Here is a 14,635-nt window from a genome sequence, read left to right on the forward strand (position 1 = left end):
TGTACCCGACGATGGACCTGGACCTCGACGGCCTGCGCGTGCGGACGCTGGTCGCCGGTGACGCGGACCTGGTGGTGGAGGCGACCCGCGCGGAGCGGCGGCCCGCCCTGTGGGGGCCGCGTCCGGCCGGTCCCTACTCGCAGGACGACGCGCGGGCGGCGCTGCGCGCGTGGGAGGCGGAGCAGGTCTCCTACGGCGTGCTCGACGGGCCGCGGCTGGTCGCCGCGCTCGGCCTCATGCCCTCCGGGCCGGGCGCGGCGGAGCTGGCCTACTGGGTGCGGCCGGAGCGGCGCCGGGAAGGGCTCGGCCGGCGGGCGGTGCGGGCGGTCACCGCCTGGGCACACGCGCACGCCGGCCTGACCCGCGTCTGGCTGGAGATCGACCCGGACAACGCGCCCTCGCTGCGGCTGGCGGAGAGCGCCGGCTACCGCTACGAGGAGCGGATGCCCCGCCACTGCCGCACCTGGGCGGCGGACGACCCGGCCCAGGACGTGTGGCACGACTGTCTCATCTGGACGCACGAGGCGAGCGGCCGTCGACGGTGAGGCGGTGCGGATATCCGGCGGAGGGCTCGCCGCCGCTGGTGTGGGCCGTGTCCGGGACCGGGCAGCGGGCCGTCCGGGCCGCATAATGAGCCTCGATTCGGGAGGTACCGCCAACCAAATGATCATCTTGATGCACAGCTCGAAGACGATGCGCCCGCCCACGTCGGGGCTCGCCCCCACCGGCACGCCCGCCCTCCTCGACCGGGCCGAGGAGCTCGTCGGGTACCTGCGGACCCTCTCGCCGGCCGAGCTGGCCCGGGTCATGAAGGTCTCCGCCGACCTCGCCGCCAAGGTGCGCGACACGCACGAGGAGTGGAGCACCAAGCCGGACCGCCAGGCGCCCGCGGCCGCCACGTTCGTCGGCGACATCTACAGCGGGCTCCAGGTCGACACGTTCACGGCGGCCGACCGCGCGTACGCGGACAAGCACCTGCGCATCCTCTCCGGCCTCTACGGCATCCTGCGCCCGTTCGACGGCATCAGCCCGTACCGGCTGGAGATGGGCTACCGGCTTCCGCGCGGCAACCTCTACACCTTCTGGGGCACCGCGATCGCGGAGCAGCTGCCGGCGAAGGGGCGGATCGTCAACCTGGCGGCGGGCGAGTACAGCCGGACCGTCCTCCCGCACGTCGACCCGGCGCGGGTGGTCACGCCGCGGTTCCTCACCGTGGACGCGGCGTCCGGGGTGGCGAAGTTCGTGGTCGTGCACGCCAAGATCGCCCGTGGTGCGTTCGCGCGGTGGCTGGTGACCGGGCGGGTCAAGGAGGGCGCGATCCGCGAGTTCGCCGAGATCGGCTACCGGTACGACGAGGAGCGGAGCACGCCGGCCGAGCCCGTGTTCGTATGCGAGGAGTTCGGCGGCAAGGGGCTGTCGGTCCGCCTGACCTGACCGCATCGACGGCCGCCTAATTGGGTACCAGGGGAAGGTGACCTCGACGGCAGAGGCCGACACCGGCCTGCGGCGCGTGATCAGCCGGCCCATGCTGGCGTTCTTCATCCTCGGCGACATCCTCGGCGCCGGCATCTACTCGCTGACCGGCGAGGTCGGCGGCGAGGTGGGTGGCGCGATCTGGCTGGCGTTCCTGGTGGCGTTCGCGCTCGCGTTCCTGACCGCGTTCGCCTACCTGGAGCTGGTCACCAAGTACCCGCAGGCCGCGGGCGGCGCGCTCTACACCGACCGGGCGTTCCGGCTGCCGTTCCTGACGTTCCTCGTCACGTTCGCCATCATGGCCTCGGGCGTCACCTCGGCCACCTTCGCCGCGAGCCGGGTTGGCGGCGACTACTTCACCGGCCTGACCGGCGTCGAGTCACCGCCGACCGTGCTCATCGGCGTCGCGGCGATCCTGCTGGTCGCGGCGATCAACCTGTGGGGCGTCGCCGAGTCGGTGCGCGTCAACATCGCCATCACCGTCGTCGAGCTCGCCGGCCTGCTGTTCGTCATCGGGATCGGCGCGGTCGTGCTCGCCCGCGGCGACGGCGCGCCCGCGCAGGCGTTCGAGCTGGCCGGGTCCGGCTTCGGCGTGGTGACCGGCGTGCTGGCCGGGGCCGCGACGGCGTTCTACGCGTTCCTCGGCTTCGAGGACTCGGTCAACCTCGCCGAGGAGACCAAGGAACCCAGCCGCACCTTCCCACCCGCGATGGTGACCGGCCTGCTGCTGGCCGCCGTCGTGTACCTGCTGGTCGCCTTCACCGCCGCCATGACCGTCCCGCTCGACGTGCTCACCGAGTCGACCGGCCCGCTGCTGGAGGTGGTCCGCCGCGGCGCGCCCGACCTGCCCGTCGAGGAGATCTTCTCGGCCGTCTCGATCTTCGCGGTCGCCAACACCATGCTGATCAACATGCTGATGGCCTCCCGCCTGCTGTACGGCATGGCCGGCCGCGGCGTACTCCCCGGCGCCTTCGGCCGCCTGTCCACGCGCCGCACGCCGTGGGTGGCGATCGCGTTCACGAGCGGCCTGTCGATCCTGCTGCTGGCCACCGTCGACGACCTGGGCGACCTGTCGGACACCACGGTGCTGCTGCTGACCGCGGTCTTCCTGCTGGTCAACGCCTCCGCGCTGGTCCTGCGCCGCGATCCGGTCGCCCATCAGCACTTCCGGGCCCCCACGGTGGTACTGGTCCTGGGCGCCCTCGTCTCGGCGGTCTTCCTGCTGCCGATCACGCGCGAGGCGTCGATCTACGTGCTGGCGCTGTGGCTGCTGCTCGCGGGGGTCGGCCTGTGGGCGGTGAACTGGCTGCTGCTGCGCCGGTCCGGGTGATGGTTCCTTGGGCTCTGCTGCTCGGCCGGTCCGGGCGATCGGTTCGGTTGCCGCCGCGCCGGTCAGGGTGATGGTTGCTTCGGTTCTGCTGGTCCGCCGGTCCGGGTGATCGCGCCCGGACCGGCGGGATGGCCCTTTAGGAGACCACGCAGTTGGTGCCGTTCGGACCCTCGCCCACCTTCTCCGGCTCGTCGCCGCTGTCGTTGCCCTCGAAGAGGTCGCAGAGCCCGATGTCACCGCCGTTGATGGTGACCCCGGAGAGCCGCGCGGTGTCGCCGAAGTTGACGTTGATGCCCACGAGCACGTCACCGGGCGCGGTGGCGGTGACATTGCTCAACACCACGTCGCGCCGGGCCTGGGTGGAGCAGTTGCCGCAGGAGCGGTACAGCTTGCCGAAGTCCTCGACCTCGAAGTCGCGGATCGTCACCGAGCCGCCCGCGCCCCGATTGTCCTGGAACACCTTGTCCTCCGCGCCGCTCGCCCCGCCGCCCTCGATCACGACGGTCGCGCCGGTGCCCCGGAAGGTGGCGGCGTCTTCCCCCACGTCCTCCCAGAACACGTTGCGCAACGTGCAGGTGCCCTGGCAGTGCACGCCGTCGGCCGCGGGCGCGCCGATGATGACGTTTTCCAGCGTGGCGCCGTTGGCGAGGCGGAACAGCGGGTCCTGCCCCTCGTCCTGGCCCCCGCCGCCGAGGTCGCCGCCGCCGATGAAGCGGCGGTTGGTGCCGTCGAACGTGCCGCTGACCGCCATGGTCTCGGTGAGCGTCACCTGACCCGTCGCGGGTGGCGCGTCGGCCGCGGCGAAGTGCGCGCCGCCGATGCCGGCGACGACAAGCGCGGTGGCGGCCGCCCCGACGATGATGCCGCCACGCCATCTACTGATCTTTCGAACTGACATTGTCTGTCGTGACCTTCCGTGGGAACTCTTGCCGGTCTGGAATGCGCAAGAGTGCCCAGGTCAACGAGCGGAGAGCCGCGGACGGATCGCACCGTCCACGCGGGTCGACCAGGGCGTTTCGTCCATACACCTCCTGAAGAAAGCGGTTTCCTCCTCCGAAGGCTAGGGCAGAACGCCGACGGCAGTCAATGCATTGCCCGGTTTGGGCCCGCTGCTCCCGGCGGCCCGCGCGGCCAGGGTCACGTGCTGCGGGCGATCTCCTATGAGTGACTCACGGCTTGGGCGGGTGCGGGCGGAGCCGTGCGGCCGGGGGAGCGGCGAGCGTCCGCGCCCAGAGCGACTCGTACCGCGCCGCCATCCGCGCGGCGGTGAACGCGGCGAGGGTCCGCTCGCGGGCCCGCCGGCCGAGCCGTTCCCGGGCGACCGGGTCGGCGGCCAGGCGGCCGATCGCCCCTGCGAGCGCGGCCGGGTCGCCGGTGGGCACGAGCCGCCCGCAGCGGCCGCCGTCGAGGAGCTCGGGCACGCCGCCGGTGGCGCTGGCGACGCAGGGCAGGCCGGCGCCCATCGCCTCGACGAGGGCCAGCCCGAGCGTCTCGTAGCGGGACGGCTGGCAGTAGATGTCCACATCGCCCAAGAGGTCGGGCACCCGGTCGCTCCAGCCGGTCAGCTCCACCCGGTCCGCGACGCCGAGCCGCGCCGCGCGGGCACGCAGCGCGGCCTCCTGGGCGCCCGACCCGATCAGCCTGGCCCGCACGCCCGGCAGCCGGGTCAGGGCGTCGATCAGCACGTCCTGTCCCTTGACCGGGTCGAGGCGGCCCACGCAGCCCACGACCACATCGCGGTGCGGGCGGGTCCTTATGACCACGGGGGGCGGCACGCCGTTGTGGATCACGTGCACCGAGCCGCGGCCGAGGGCGTAGAAGTCCTCGATCCGCTTGGCCCCGTCGCCGCTGACCGCGACGTTGCCGTCCAGCCGCAGCGCGAGCGCCCGCGTGCGGAGCAGGAGCGCCAGGTCGACGGTGCGCGCGGCCATGTGCTGCACGGCGAGGACCCGCGGCCGCCGCAGTGCCAAGGCCGCGCCCAGCATGGTCGGCGACGCCCACGGCACCTCGAGGTTGGCCTGCACCACGTCGGGGCGCAGGCGGCGCAGCAGCCGCGCGTGCGCCAGCACGCCGCCGCCGGTCACGTGTCCCGGCACGCCGGGGCGGTACCCGGCCAGCCATCGCACCACGGGTTCGTGGAGGCCGGCCACGTGCACGTCGTACGCGTCGCCGAGGCCGCCGACGAGGTGGCCCAGCGCGACCTCCGCGCCGCCCACCGCGCTGACGCTGGTGTAGAGCAGCACGCGGGGCCTCCCGGCCACGGGTCAGGCGTCCTCGCGGCAGGGGTTCTCCAGCCGGAAGAAGTTGCTCTGCCGGCCGTCGCTGCGCTCCTCCTGGTAGATGAAGTTGAGGTGGCGCTCGTCGAAGGTCCTGAACCATTCGTCCCAGCTGATCCGGCGCAGCCGCCCGTCGCTGTCGCCCAGCGGGAAGACGAAGGTCAGCACCCCGGCCCGCCCGTCGTGTTCGGTGCCGTCCACCGTCGCCGGTGCGGCGTCGCGCCGGTCCGCCCACTGCTGGATCACCGCGCGGTCGGCGGTGACGAGGCTCCGGCCGGGGCGCTCCGGCCGGTCGTCCGGGGAGGTGATCTCCTGCGCGTACCGCAGCGACCGCGAGGTTTCCGGGCCCGTGCGGATCCCTTTGTGTTGAGTCATCGTGCGTTCCCCCTCGTCGTCGGGTCAGGGGATGGCTACCCGCGCGCCGCGATCAGATTCGTCGGGCCGGCCGCATATCGCCGGTCGGGGAGGGTACCCACGCGCGGTGAGCACAGCACATGAGCCCAACCCGTACGGCTACGCGGGCGAGGGCACGATGCCGGACCGGCGCCCGGACGACCAGCTCGAAGACACGGCCGAGAGCATCGCCATCCCCGGCGACGACCTGACGACCGCGGTCGCCGAGGCCGTCGACGAGGAGGAGGAAAAGCGGGAGCGGCGGCTACACGCCGATCCGGCGCCACGGGCCCCAGATCGCAAACGTTAGCCCGCGGCTGGCCTGGATGTTCACGAAGAGGGTGTGCCCGTCCGGGCTGAACGTGGAGCCGGCGAACTCGTCGTTCGACCGGTCCGCGCCGGTGCTGCTGGTGAGCCGGTTGAGGGCGATGTCGAAGAGCCGCCCGCCGCTGGTCAGCCCGCGCACGTAGTTGTCGGCGACGTTGTCCTCGCAGACGACGAGCGTGCCGCGGGGGCTGGTCGTGACGTTGTCCGGAAAGTCGAGCACGTCCGGGCCGGGCGACTCGTAGAGCAACTGGAGCCGCGCCGAGCGGGTGTGGTACGCCCAGATCTGCCCGTGGCCGTTGCCGAACCCGTCGGCGATCGGGCCCAGTGACGTCTCCGCCGGCCCGCCACCCTGGGTGGAGGTGAAGTAGACGACGCCGTCGTCGTACGCCGAGCCTTCCAGGCGGGAGAAGTACGCCGCGCCCTGGGCCCAGCCCTGCCGGGCGACGTGGGTGAGCGCGGTGTCGTTGGTGGTCGCCGCCGGCTGACCGGGCGTGTACGGGAAAGTGGGCGCCGGGTCGTCGATGTCCACCCACTCCACCTTGTACGAGGCCCGGCGCGCCTGACTGGCGGCGAGGTCGAGGTTGGGTCGCCCGCGCACGGCGAGCATTTGCAGCCGCCCCCGGTTGTCCAGCCGGCCGCTGCCGCGGGGGTGGCGGCGCGGCTTGTACCGGTAGAAGCCCGACGGCCAGCCGAAGTTGTCCTCGGTCAGGTAGAGGCATCCGCTGTGCGGGTCGTAGGCGACGGACTCGTGGGCGAAGCGGCCGGCGGCGGTGATCGGCTCGCCGCTGGATCGTCCGTCGACCGGCACCTCGAAGACGAAGCCGTGCGGCCGCGTGAGCGGCACGTTGGAGGTGCCGGTGAAGTCGGGCCCGACGTCGGGCCCGTTGACCGTCTCCTCGCAGGTGATCCAGCTGCCCCACGGCATGCGGCCGCCGGAGCAGTTCATCATCGTGCCGTTGCAGCTTGTGTACGCGTGCACCACCTCGCCGTACCGGGTGACCTCGACGGTGGTGGTGCCGCCCTGCGCCATCGGGTCGTACGCCCGCGTGGCGTCGCCGAAGGCGGGCCCGGGGCTGTTGAGCTCGTGGTTGCGCACCAGGACGTACCGTCCGCCGCGGCCGCGGAACGCGCCCATGCCGTCGTGGCGGCCGGGGAGCGCGGTGCCGTCGTCGAGGGTGACGGGTGACTCGGTGTCGTGAAAGGAGCGGTACTGGAAGCCCTCGGGCAGCCAGAGTCGCACCTTGCCGTCGCGCAGGTCGGGGATCGGCCCGAGCCGGGGCGCGTGTGCGGTGGCGCCCGCCGCGCCAGCGCGGTTGACGAACCCGAGGAAAGGCCCGCCGATCAGTGCGCCGCCCGCGGCGGCGGTGCCGCGGAGGAGGGTACGCCGGTCAAGTTCAGCCATCCCACGATCCTGGACAGCGATTCACCCGCTGGCAACCTCTCGTTCATGCCAAGGTCAGGTGGCCGGGCCCGTGCGGGGGGTGGCCGCCGGGCGGTCCACTCCCTGCCGCAGGCGGTCGGTCAGCCCGTCCGACGACCTGGGGTGCCCGGCGAACCGGGCGCGGGGTGGACCGCCCAGCGGCCCGCCGCGGAGCTACCCGCCCACCAACCGGGCAGCCCCGCGGACGCGTGGTCACTTCTCCGTCAGCCTGATGAACGTCACCGAGTGGGCGGGGAAGTCGTACGTGAACCCGTTCGAGAAGCCGCCGACCCGGCGCTCCACCGGGGACACCCGGGTCGGCTGCGCGAGCGAGTTGACGTCGCCCGGCTCGCCGGTCAGCGTCGTCACCGTGGCGGTCGGCCACACGCGGCGGCCGTCGAGCCGTACGGTGGTGCGCACGCCGGTGTCCTGCGCGTTGACGACCTTGAGCGTGACCGCCTTCCCGTCCCGGGACACCACCTGGTAGAGCGGCTCCACCGTGGCGCTGTCGACGAAGCTGTTGACCTGTTGTCCGTCGAGCCACGTGGTGATCGTGCGACCGGTCACCTGGATCTTGAGGCGGTAGTCGCGGCCGGTCTCGACCGTGGTGGCCGAGGTGGCGATCGACGACTTCGCGCCGTTGGTGGCCTTCTCGATCGCGGACTGGGTGTTGTTCCAGCCGCCCACGTTCCACCAGTAGAAGTTTCCGGTGTCCCGTACGCCGAACATGACCAGGAAGCCTTCGGCGCCGGCGGTCTTCCGCGCGGTCACCTCCATCGTGTAGTTGGACCAGTCGACCGAGCCGGCCGTCGAGCGGGCGTCGGTCACGTTCGCGGTCTGCACGTAGGCGCCGTCTTCCACAGCCCAGGTGCCCAGGCCGGGCGTCCACCGGGAGGCGCCGGTGGAGAAGTCGTCCGCGAAGAGCACCGTGCCGTCGGCCGCGGTCACCTTCACGTCGTCGTAGCGCACCTGCGTGTTCCACGAGCCGAGGCCGACGGCGCCGGCGATGTCGGGCACCGGCCGCACACCGCCGCCGCGGAACGCGCTCGGCACGATCCGCTCGCCGACGTTCGTGGAGAACAGCTTCTGCACGTAGTAGCTCGGCGAGCCGTACAACTGGTCGTTGTCGAACCAGATCAGGTCCGGTGTCCAGTTGACATAGTCCACGTTGGACAGCAGCGGGGCGTACGAGGCCAGCTCGATGACGTCCGAGTTGCGCTCGATCCCGGTCAGGTACGACGCCTCGGCGAGCGCGTTGCCGAACGTGTTGCCCTGCGAGGCGTACTCGCCGACGAACACCTTCGGCCCGCTCCGGTCGTACGTGTCGTACCGGTGGTTGTTGGCCAGGAACCAGCTCGGGCTGTTGTAGTAGTGCTCGTCGACCAGGTCGGCGCCCTGGTCGCGGGCGAACTGCCACATCCGGTCGAACCACGGGCCCTGCGAGATCGCGCCGGAGTTGCTGATTATCTTGATGTCCGGGTACTTGGCGCGGATCGCGGCGGCGAATTTCGGGTAGGTCGTGAAGAAGTACTCGTCGCCTTCCTCGTTACCCAGGCCGACATATTCAAGGCCGAACGGTTTCGGATGCCCCATCGCCGCCCGCCGCGCGCCCCACGGCGAGGTGACCGGCCCGTTGGCGAACTCGACGAGGTCGAGCGTGTCCTGCACGTACTGGGCGAGCTTCTGCTCGTCGGTCAGCCGCCGGCTCTGCCCGCACGCGTTGACGCCGACCGACTGCACCGGCAGGGGCTCGGCGCCGACGTCCTCGGCGAACTGGAAGTACTCGAAGTAGCCGATGCCGTACGACTGGTTGTAGCCCCAGAAGTTGAAGTTCGTCGGCCGCTCCTCGACCGGCCCGAGCGTCTCCTTCCACTGGTAGATGCGGCGCCGGTCCTGGTTCACCGAGTACGGGTCGTAGGTGCCCACGTTGGTCACGCACCCGCCGGGGAAGCGCACGAACCGCGGCTGGAGGTCGGCGACCATCTTCGCGAGGTCGGCACGGAGCCCGTTCTTGCGCCCCTTGAACGTGTCGCGCGGAAACAGCGAGACCATGTCGAGGTCGGTCCGGCCGGCGGGCGCCTGGACGACGAGCCGCCCGGCGTCGGTGGTGCCGGACGCCCGGAACGAGGCCGTGTACTTCGCCCACGCGCCGGCTCGCACGTGAAGGGTGGCCGTGCCGAGCACCGACCCTCCATCCTCGACAGTCACGGTCAGCGGAGCCGAGTCGACGGGCCGCCGGGCCCACAGCGACAGGTCGTACCGCTTACCCGCCCGCAGCGGCAGCCCACGGTTGAACCCCGCGTTGCTCACCCCGGCGGTGCCGTCACCGGTAACGTCCAACCGCAGGTAGTTGCGGTTGTTCGCGTTCAGCGGAGCCTCCGCGGCGACGACGGGGGAAGCCGCCGCCCCGCGCGACACCGGGCTCCACGCGGTCATCCCCGTATAAGACGCGTTGTCGCTCGCGTCGAACTCGAACGACCGGTTCCGCACCAGCTCGGCGTAGAGGCCGCCGTCCGCCGCGTGGTTGATGTCCTCGTAGAACACGCCGTACAGGTTGGGGCTGACCGCCGTGCCCCGGGACCGGGTGTCCACGGTGAGGTCCCCGGAGGCGAACTCCTCGACCCGGAACTTGGTCGGCGGCGCCGTGCCGGTCACCAGGCGGCCGCCGCTGACCGAGACGTTCAGGCCGCCGGAGGTGAGCACGGCCTTGCCCCCGCCGGCGTCGGTGAGCTGGAACTCCGAACCGGTGGAGGAGAGCCGCACCGGTGTGCCGGCGCGCAGGTACCGCCCGCTGGCGGTGTCCCTGAGCAGGCCACCCGACGGCGTCAGCACCAGGCCGTTCTTCGGCGGATCGGAAGATACCCGCACCACACCGGACCGGTCGGCGCTCAGGTTGACGCCGGGCGCCCGCAGTGTGAACGGTCCCACCGGTGTGACCGGTCGCCCCGGGCTCGCCTGGACCGCGAAGTAGTCGAAGTCGGCGCGGATCGCGGTGCCGTTCTGCGCCGAGAGGCCGAACAGCCCGACCTGCCGCACGTCGAGGTCGGCGGTCACCCGCCCGGCCTCCACCCACGCGGCACCGTCCCAATAGGACGATACGAACTCGTCGCCGGTGCGGGCCAACTTGAGCGTCTCGGCCGTCGAGCCGGGCCGGGCCGCGAAGCTCGCGCTGAACGCGGCGCCCACCTCGCGGTCGGTCTCGATCACCGGCCCACCGGCGGAGCCGACGTGGCAGAGCCCGACGCGCACGTAGTTGTCCCAGTCCTGCCAGGCGAGCAGCCCGGCGTTTTGGAAGTCGAGCGCGACCGGCGCGCTCACCCGGGTGACGATCTCGAAGTCGCCGGCCGGGATGTCGACGAGGAAGAGGTTGCGGGCGGTGTTGACGCCCTGGTACGTGTCGCCGGCGAGGGTCTCCAGGCGCAGCGCGCCGCCGGAGACCGACCAACGGGAGTCGTCGGGGGACAGGACCGTCCAGTCAGGGCCGAGCGTGGTGCCGTCGAACTCGTCGACCACGGCACCGGACGGCAGGACCGGGTCGGCCGCCGCCACGGCGGGCGGCGTCGCGACGACGAAGGGGACGAGGAGCGCGAGAGCGGGGAGGAGCTTCATCGAGACCTCCGTATGTTTGCGCTAACACAGAAGCGCGCGAGAAACCCGCCGCGAAGGCGGCGGGTCTCAGCGCTTGCGAGGGGTGATCAGCCGCTGGAGGAGGATGAACGCGAACAGCAGCGCGCCGATCACGATCTTCGTCCACCAGGAGCTGAGCCGGCCGTCGAAGGTGATGAGGGTCTGGATCAGCCCGAGCACCAGCACGCCGAGCACGGTGCCGAGCACAAACCCTGTGCCGCCGGTCAGCAGCGTGCCGCCGATGACGACCGCGGCGATCGCGTCGAGCTCCATGCCGACCGCGTGCAGGCTGTTTCCCGAGGGCAGGTAGAACGTGAAAAGGACGCCGCCGAGGGCGGAGCAGAAGCCGCTGATCGTGTAGACGCCGATGCGGGTGCGGGCGATCGGCAGGCCCATCAGGTGCGCGGAGCGCGGGTTGCCGCCAATCGCGTACGTGTTGCGGCCGAACCGGGTGAACGCCAGCACGTACGCCGCGACGAGCACTACCACGAGCGCGATGATGACGCTGGGGGAGATGCGGTACTCGCCGATGTGGATCGAGTCGGCCATCTTCGTCCAGAATGGATCGTTGATCCGGATCGACTCGGTGCCGATCGTGTAGCAGAGGCCGCGGGCGAGGAACATGCCGGCGAGCGTGACGATGAACGGCTGGATCTCGAAGTAGTGGATGATGCAGCCCATCGCGAAGCCGAGCGTGGGGCCGATGAGCAGCGCGATCGGGAGCACCACGAGCGCAGGCCAGTGCGCCTGCTCCAGCAGCGCGGCCGACACCATCGTCGTGAGCGCGACCACCGAGCCGACCGACAGGTCGATGCCGCCGGTCAGGATCACGAACGTCATGCCCACCGCGACCACGAGCAGGAAGCCGTTGTCGATGAACACGTTCAACACAACCTGCGGATCGCTGAACGCCTCGTACTGCACCACACCGCTGCCGTACATGAGCGCGAGCAGGGCGAGGGTGGCGTAGAGCGGCAGGTACTTGCGCTGCTGCGGCCGGGCCAGCCGGGACCGCACGTCGGCGAAGGTCGTCATGCCGGCACCTCGACCTTCTCCGTCGTGGCGGCGGTGGGTCCGGCCGGTGGCGCCGCGGGTCGTCGGCGCCGGCCTTGGAAGACCTTGGCGCGGAAGGCCGGCGACTGCACCAGGCACACGATCGTCACGACGAGTGCCTTGAACAGCAGCGTGGTCTCCGGCGGGATACCCGTGGTGTAGATGGTCGTGGTGAGCGTCTGGATGAGCAGCGCGCCGACGACGGTGCCCGCGATGGAGAACCGCCCACCGGCCAGCGACGTGCCGCCGATGACGACGGCGAGGATCGCGTCGAGCTCGTACCAGAGGCCGGCGTTGTTGCCGTCCGCGCTGGACACGTTCGAGCTGATCATCAGCCCGGCGATGCCGGCGCACAGGCCCGCCACGATGTACGCCATCATCGTGATCCGCCGCGAGTGGATGCCGGCGAGGCGGCTGGCCTCGGCGTTGCCGCCGACCGACTCGATGAGCATGCCGAGCGCGGTGCGGCGGGTCAGCAGCACGGCCAGCGCCGTGACCGCGAGCGCGATAAGGATCGCGACCGGCACGGTGAAGAGGTAGCCGCCGCCGATCCGCTTGTACGGCGAGCTGTTGATCGTGATGATCTGGCCGTCGGTGATGAGCTGGGCCAGGCCGCGGCCGGCGACCATCAGGATGAGCGTGGCGATGATCGGCTGGATGCCGATGACCGCGACCAGGAGGCCGTTCCAGGCGCCGAGCAGCAGGGCCAGCCCGAGCGCCAGCGCGACCGCGACGGCCACACCGGCCACGCTGTTCTGGTCGCCCTGCTCACTGATCCGCCAGCAGGCGAACGCGCCGCAGATCGCGACCACCGAGCCGACCGACAGGTCGATGCCGCCGGTGGCGATGACCAGCGTCATGCCGAGCGCCACCAGGATCAGCGGCGCGCCGAAGCGGACGATGTCGATCAGGCTGCCGTACAGGTGGCCGTCGCGCACCTCGACGCTGAAGAAGTTCGGCGTGAAGATCAGGTTGGACAGCAGCAGGACCACCAGCATGGCGACCGGCCAGAAGAGGCGATGTTTGACCAGGGTGTTCACGGCTTGGCTCCACTGGCGATGGTTTCCATGACGCGGTCGACGTCGAGGGTGTCGTCGTTGGGCAGCTCGGCGATCAGGTGGCGGTCGCGCAGCACCGCCACCTTGTGGCTCAGCCGCAGCACCTCCTCCAGCTCCGCCGAGACGAAGAGCACGGCCATGCCGCCGTCGGAGAGCTGCGCGACGAGGCGCTGGATCTCCGTCTTGGCGCCGATGTCGATGCCGCGGGTCGGCTCGTCGAGGATCAGCAGCCGCGGCTCGGTGATGAGCCAGCGGGCCAGCAGCACCTTCTGCTGGTTGCCGCCGGAGAGGTTGCGGACCTGGGCCTCCGGGTTGGCCGGCCGGATGTCCAGCGCCTTGATGTACCGGTCGACGAGCTCGTCCTGCCGGCGGCGCGGGATCGGCCGGGTCCAGCCGCGGGTGGCCTGCATGGCGAGGATGATGTTCTCCCGCACGGTGAGCTCCTCGATGAGGCCCTCCGTGCGGCGGTTTTCGGAGCAGAAGGCGATGTCCTTGGCCATCGCGGTGCGTGGCCCGCGCATCGTCACCGGCCGGCCGTCGACGGCCAGTTGCCCGTGGTCGGCCTTGTCCGCGCCGTAGAGCAGGCGAGCCACCTCGGTGCGGCCGGAGCCGAGCAGGCCGGCCAGGCCGACCACCTCTCCCTTGTGGATGGTGAGGCTGAACGGCGCCACCGCGCCCTTGCGTCCCAGCTCGCGCGCGTCGACCAGCGGCACGTTGTCTTCCTGGAACCGCTTGGGCCGGTCTTCGAGCCGCTCCAGGACCTCGAGCTCCTTGCCGATCATCTTCCCGATCAGGTCGATGAGGGTCAGCTCGCTGGTCCGGTACTCGCCGACCCGCCGGCCGTTGCGCAGCACGGTGATCCGGTCGGCGATCTCGTAGACCTGGTCGAGGAAGTGGGTGACGAACAGGATCGCGATGCCCTCGTCCTTGAGCTGCCGCATGACCCGGAAGAGCTGCTGCACCTCGCCGGCGTCCAGGCTGGACGTCGGCTCGTCGAGGATCAGCACCTTGGCCGAGATGTCGATCGCGCGGGCGATCGCCACCATCTGCTGGACCGCGATCGAGTACGTGCCGAGCTGCGCCGACACGTCGATGTCGAGCTGGAGGCGGCGCAGCAGCTCGCTCGCCCGTCTTTCTACAGTGGACCATCGAATGTGGCCGAGGAAGCGCGGCTCGCGCCCGATGAAGATGTTCTCCGCCACCGACAGGTTGGGACAGAGGTTGATCTCCTGGTAGACGGTGCTGATGCCGGAGTGTTGCGCTTGCAGCGGCCCGGAGAAAGAGACCGGCTGCCCGTCCAGCACGATGCCGCCCTGGTCGATGTCGTACACCCCGGTGAGCACCTTGATGAGCGTCGACTTGCCGGCGCCGTTTTCGCCCATGAGGGCGTGCACCTCACCCGGCAGCATCCGGAAGTCGACCTCGCTCAGCGCCTTGACGCCGGGGAACTCCTTGCTGATCCCCGTCATCGTCAGGATGGCCTCGGTCACCTGCCTGCCCTTCTAGCGGCGATGGGTGGCCGCCCCACCCCATGCGGGAGGGTGGGGCGGCCGTGGTCGGGTCAGTACTGGCGTTCGGGCAGGACGGTCTTGGCCTGCTCCTGGGTGAAGGTGGTTTCCTTGGTGATGATGCGGGGTTCGACGGCTTCGCCGGCGTTGACCTTCTTGACCAGTTCCAT

The 14,635-nt window shown here is 71.0% G+C and carries 11 protein-coding genes and 1 pseudogene; 4 read left to right on the top strand and 8 right to left on the bottom strand.

Features of this window, described 5'->3' with window-relative positions; all coding sequences use genetic code 11:
• The first annotated feature begins 11 nt into the window (after window positions 1-11).
• The 3 genes from ACTMTJ_RS28890 (at window position 12) to ACTMTJ_RS28900 (ending at window position 2,803) form a co-directional block, all read left to right on the top strand.
• Window positions 12-545 (top strand): GNAT family N-acetyltransferase, encoded by a 534-nt coding sequence (locus tag ACTMTJ_RS28890; protein WP_441221401.1) that lies wholly within the window; start codon window positions 12-14, stop codon window positions 543-545.
• Window positions 546-663: 118 nt separating this feature from the next.
• Window positions 664-1,434, top strand: a complete 771-nt coding sequence (locus ACTMTJ_RS28895) for a YaaA family protein (RefSeq protein WP_441221403.1) — start codon at window positions 664-666, stop codon at window positions 1,432-1,434.
• A 37-nt stretch (window positions 1,435-1,471) separates the two neighbouring features.
• Window positions 1,472-2,803: an APC family permease gene (locus tag ACTMTJ_RS28900; protein WP_441221405.1), complete on the top strand. Its 1,332-nt coding sequence runs from the start codon at window positions 1,472-1,474 to the stop codon at window positions 2,801-2,803.
• Between the two features lie 136 nt (window positions 2,804-2,939).
• Here the strand turns inward: ACTMTJ_RS28900 and ACTMTJ_RS28905 are convergent, their stop codons facing one another.
• The 3 genes and pseudogenes from ACTMTJ_RS28905 to ACTMTJ_RS28915 all read right to left on the bottom strand — a co-directional run.
• Window positions 2,940-3,701: a pectate lyase gene (locus tag ACTMTJ_RS28905; protein ID WP_441221406.1), complete on the bottom strand. Its 762-nt coding sequence runs from the start codon at window positions 3,699-3,701 to the stop codon at window positions 2,940-2,942.
• Between the two features lie 271 nt (window positions 3,702-3,972).
• On the bottom strand, window positions 3,973-5,046 hold the full coding sequence (locus ACTMTJ_RS28910; RefSeq protein ID WP_441221408.1) for a glycosyltransferase family 4 protein: 1,074 nt from the start codon (window positions 5,044-5,046) through the stop codon (window positions 3,973-3,975).
• A 21-nt stretch (window positions 5,047-5,067) separates the two neighbouring features.
• Window positions 5,068-5,436 (bottom strand): annotated as a pseudogene (locus ACTMTJ_RS28915) (hypothetical protein); the annotation flags it as partial.
• Between the two features lie 124 nt (window positions 5,437-5,560).
• On the opposite strand from ACTMTJ_RS28915, the gene ACTMTJ_RS28920 reads away from it, so the two are divergent.
• Entirely contained in the window at window positions 5,561-5,782 is a 222-nt protein-coding gene (locus ACTMTJ_RS28920) for a hypothetical protein (protein WP_441221410.1), read from the top strand.
• Here ACTMTJ_RS28920 and ACTMTJ_RS28925 read toward each other — a convergent pair.
• The 5 genes from ACTMTJ_RS28925 to ACTMTJ_RS28945 all read right to left on the bottom strand — a co-directional run bounded on the left by ACTMTJ_RS28925 (window position 5,738) and on the right by ACTMTJ_RS28945 (window position 14,426).
• Window positions 5,738-7,201: a PhoX family protein gene (locus ACTMTJ_RS28925; RefSeq protein WP_441221412.1), complete on the bottom strand. Its 1,464-nt coding sequence runs from the start codon at window positions 7,199-7,201 to the stop codon at window positions 5,738-5,740. The genes ACTMTJ_RS28920 and ACTMTJ_RS28925 overlap by 45 nt on opposite strands.
• Before the next feature lie 231 nt (window positions 7,202-7,432).
• A complete protein-coding gene (locus ACTMTJ_RS28930; protein ID WP_441221414.1) occupies window positions 7,433-10,828 on the bottom strand; it encodes an alpha-L-arabinofuranosidase C-terminal domain-containing protein in 3,396 nt (1,131 codons plus the stop codon).
• Between the two features lie 66 nt (window positions 10,829-10,894).
• Window positions 10,895-11,881 (bottom strand): galactofuranose ABC transporter, permease protein YjfF, encoded by a 987-nt coding sequence (gene yjfF, locus ACTMTJ_RS28935; protein ID WP_441221416.1) that lies wholly within the window; start codon window positions 11,879-11,881, stop codon window positions 10,895-10,897.
• Entirely contained in the window at window positions 11,878-12,897 is a 1,020-nt protein-coding gene (locus ACTMTJ_RS28940; RefSeq protein WP_441221442.1) for an ABC transporter permease, read from the bottom strand. The genes yjfF and ACTMTJ_RS28940 overlap by 4 nt, the downstream gene beginning before the upstream one ends.
• A gap of 38 nt (window positions 12,898-12,935) precedes the next feature.
• The gene (locus ACTMTJ_RS28945; protein ID WP_441221444.1) at window positions 12,936-14,426 is read right to left on the bottom strand and encodes a sugar ABC transporter ATP-binding protein; all 1,491 of its coding nucleotides are present in this window, start codon (window positions 14,424-14,426) and stop codon (window positions 12,936-12,938) included.
• Window positions 14,427-14,635 lie beyond the last annotated feature (209 nt).

The organism is Phytohabitans sp. LJ34, from assembly GCF_052068095.1.
In the GTDB taxonomy this organism is placed as follows: domain Bacteria; phylum Actinomycetota; class Actinomycetes; order Mycobacteriales; family Micromonosporaceae; genus Phytohabitans.

Bases quoted from the DNA above. Each gene is read 5' to 3' on its own strand.
- ACTMTJ_RS28890 (WP_441221401.1), top strand. From the start codon at position 12: ATGGACCTGGACCTCGACGGCCTGCGCGTGCGGACGCTGGTCGCCGGT.
- ACTMTJ_RS28895 (WP_441221403.1), top strand. From the start codon at position 664: ATGATCATCTTGATGCACAGCTCGAAGACGATGCGCCCGCCCACGTCG.
- ACTMTJ_RS28905 (WP_441221406.1), bottom strand. From the start codon at position 3,701: ATGTCAGTTCGAAAGATCAGTAGATGGCGTGGCGGCATCATCGTCGGG.
- ACTMTJ_RS28925 (WP_441221412.1), bottom strand. From the start codon at position 7,201: ATGGCTGAACTTGACCGGCGTACCCTCCTCCGCGGCACCGCCGCCGCG.
- ACTMTJ_RS28930 (WP_441221414.1), bottom strand. From the start codon at position 10,828: ATGAAGCTCCTCCCCGCTCTCGCGCTCCTCGTCCCCTTCGTCGTCGCG.
- yjfF (WP_441221416.1), bottom strand. From the start codon at position 11,881: ATGACGACCTTCGCCGACGTGCGGTCCCGGCTGGCCCGGCCGCAGCAG.
- ACTMTJ_RS28940 (WP_441221442.1), bottom strand. From the start codon at position 12,897: ATGCTGGTGGTCCTGCTGCTGTCCAACCTGATCTTCACGCCGAACTTC.
- ACTMTJ_RS28945 (WP_441221444.1), bottom strand. From the start codon at position 14,426: ATGACGGGGATCAGCAAGGAGTTCCCCGGCGTCAAGGCGCTGAGCGAG.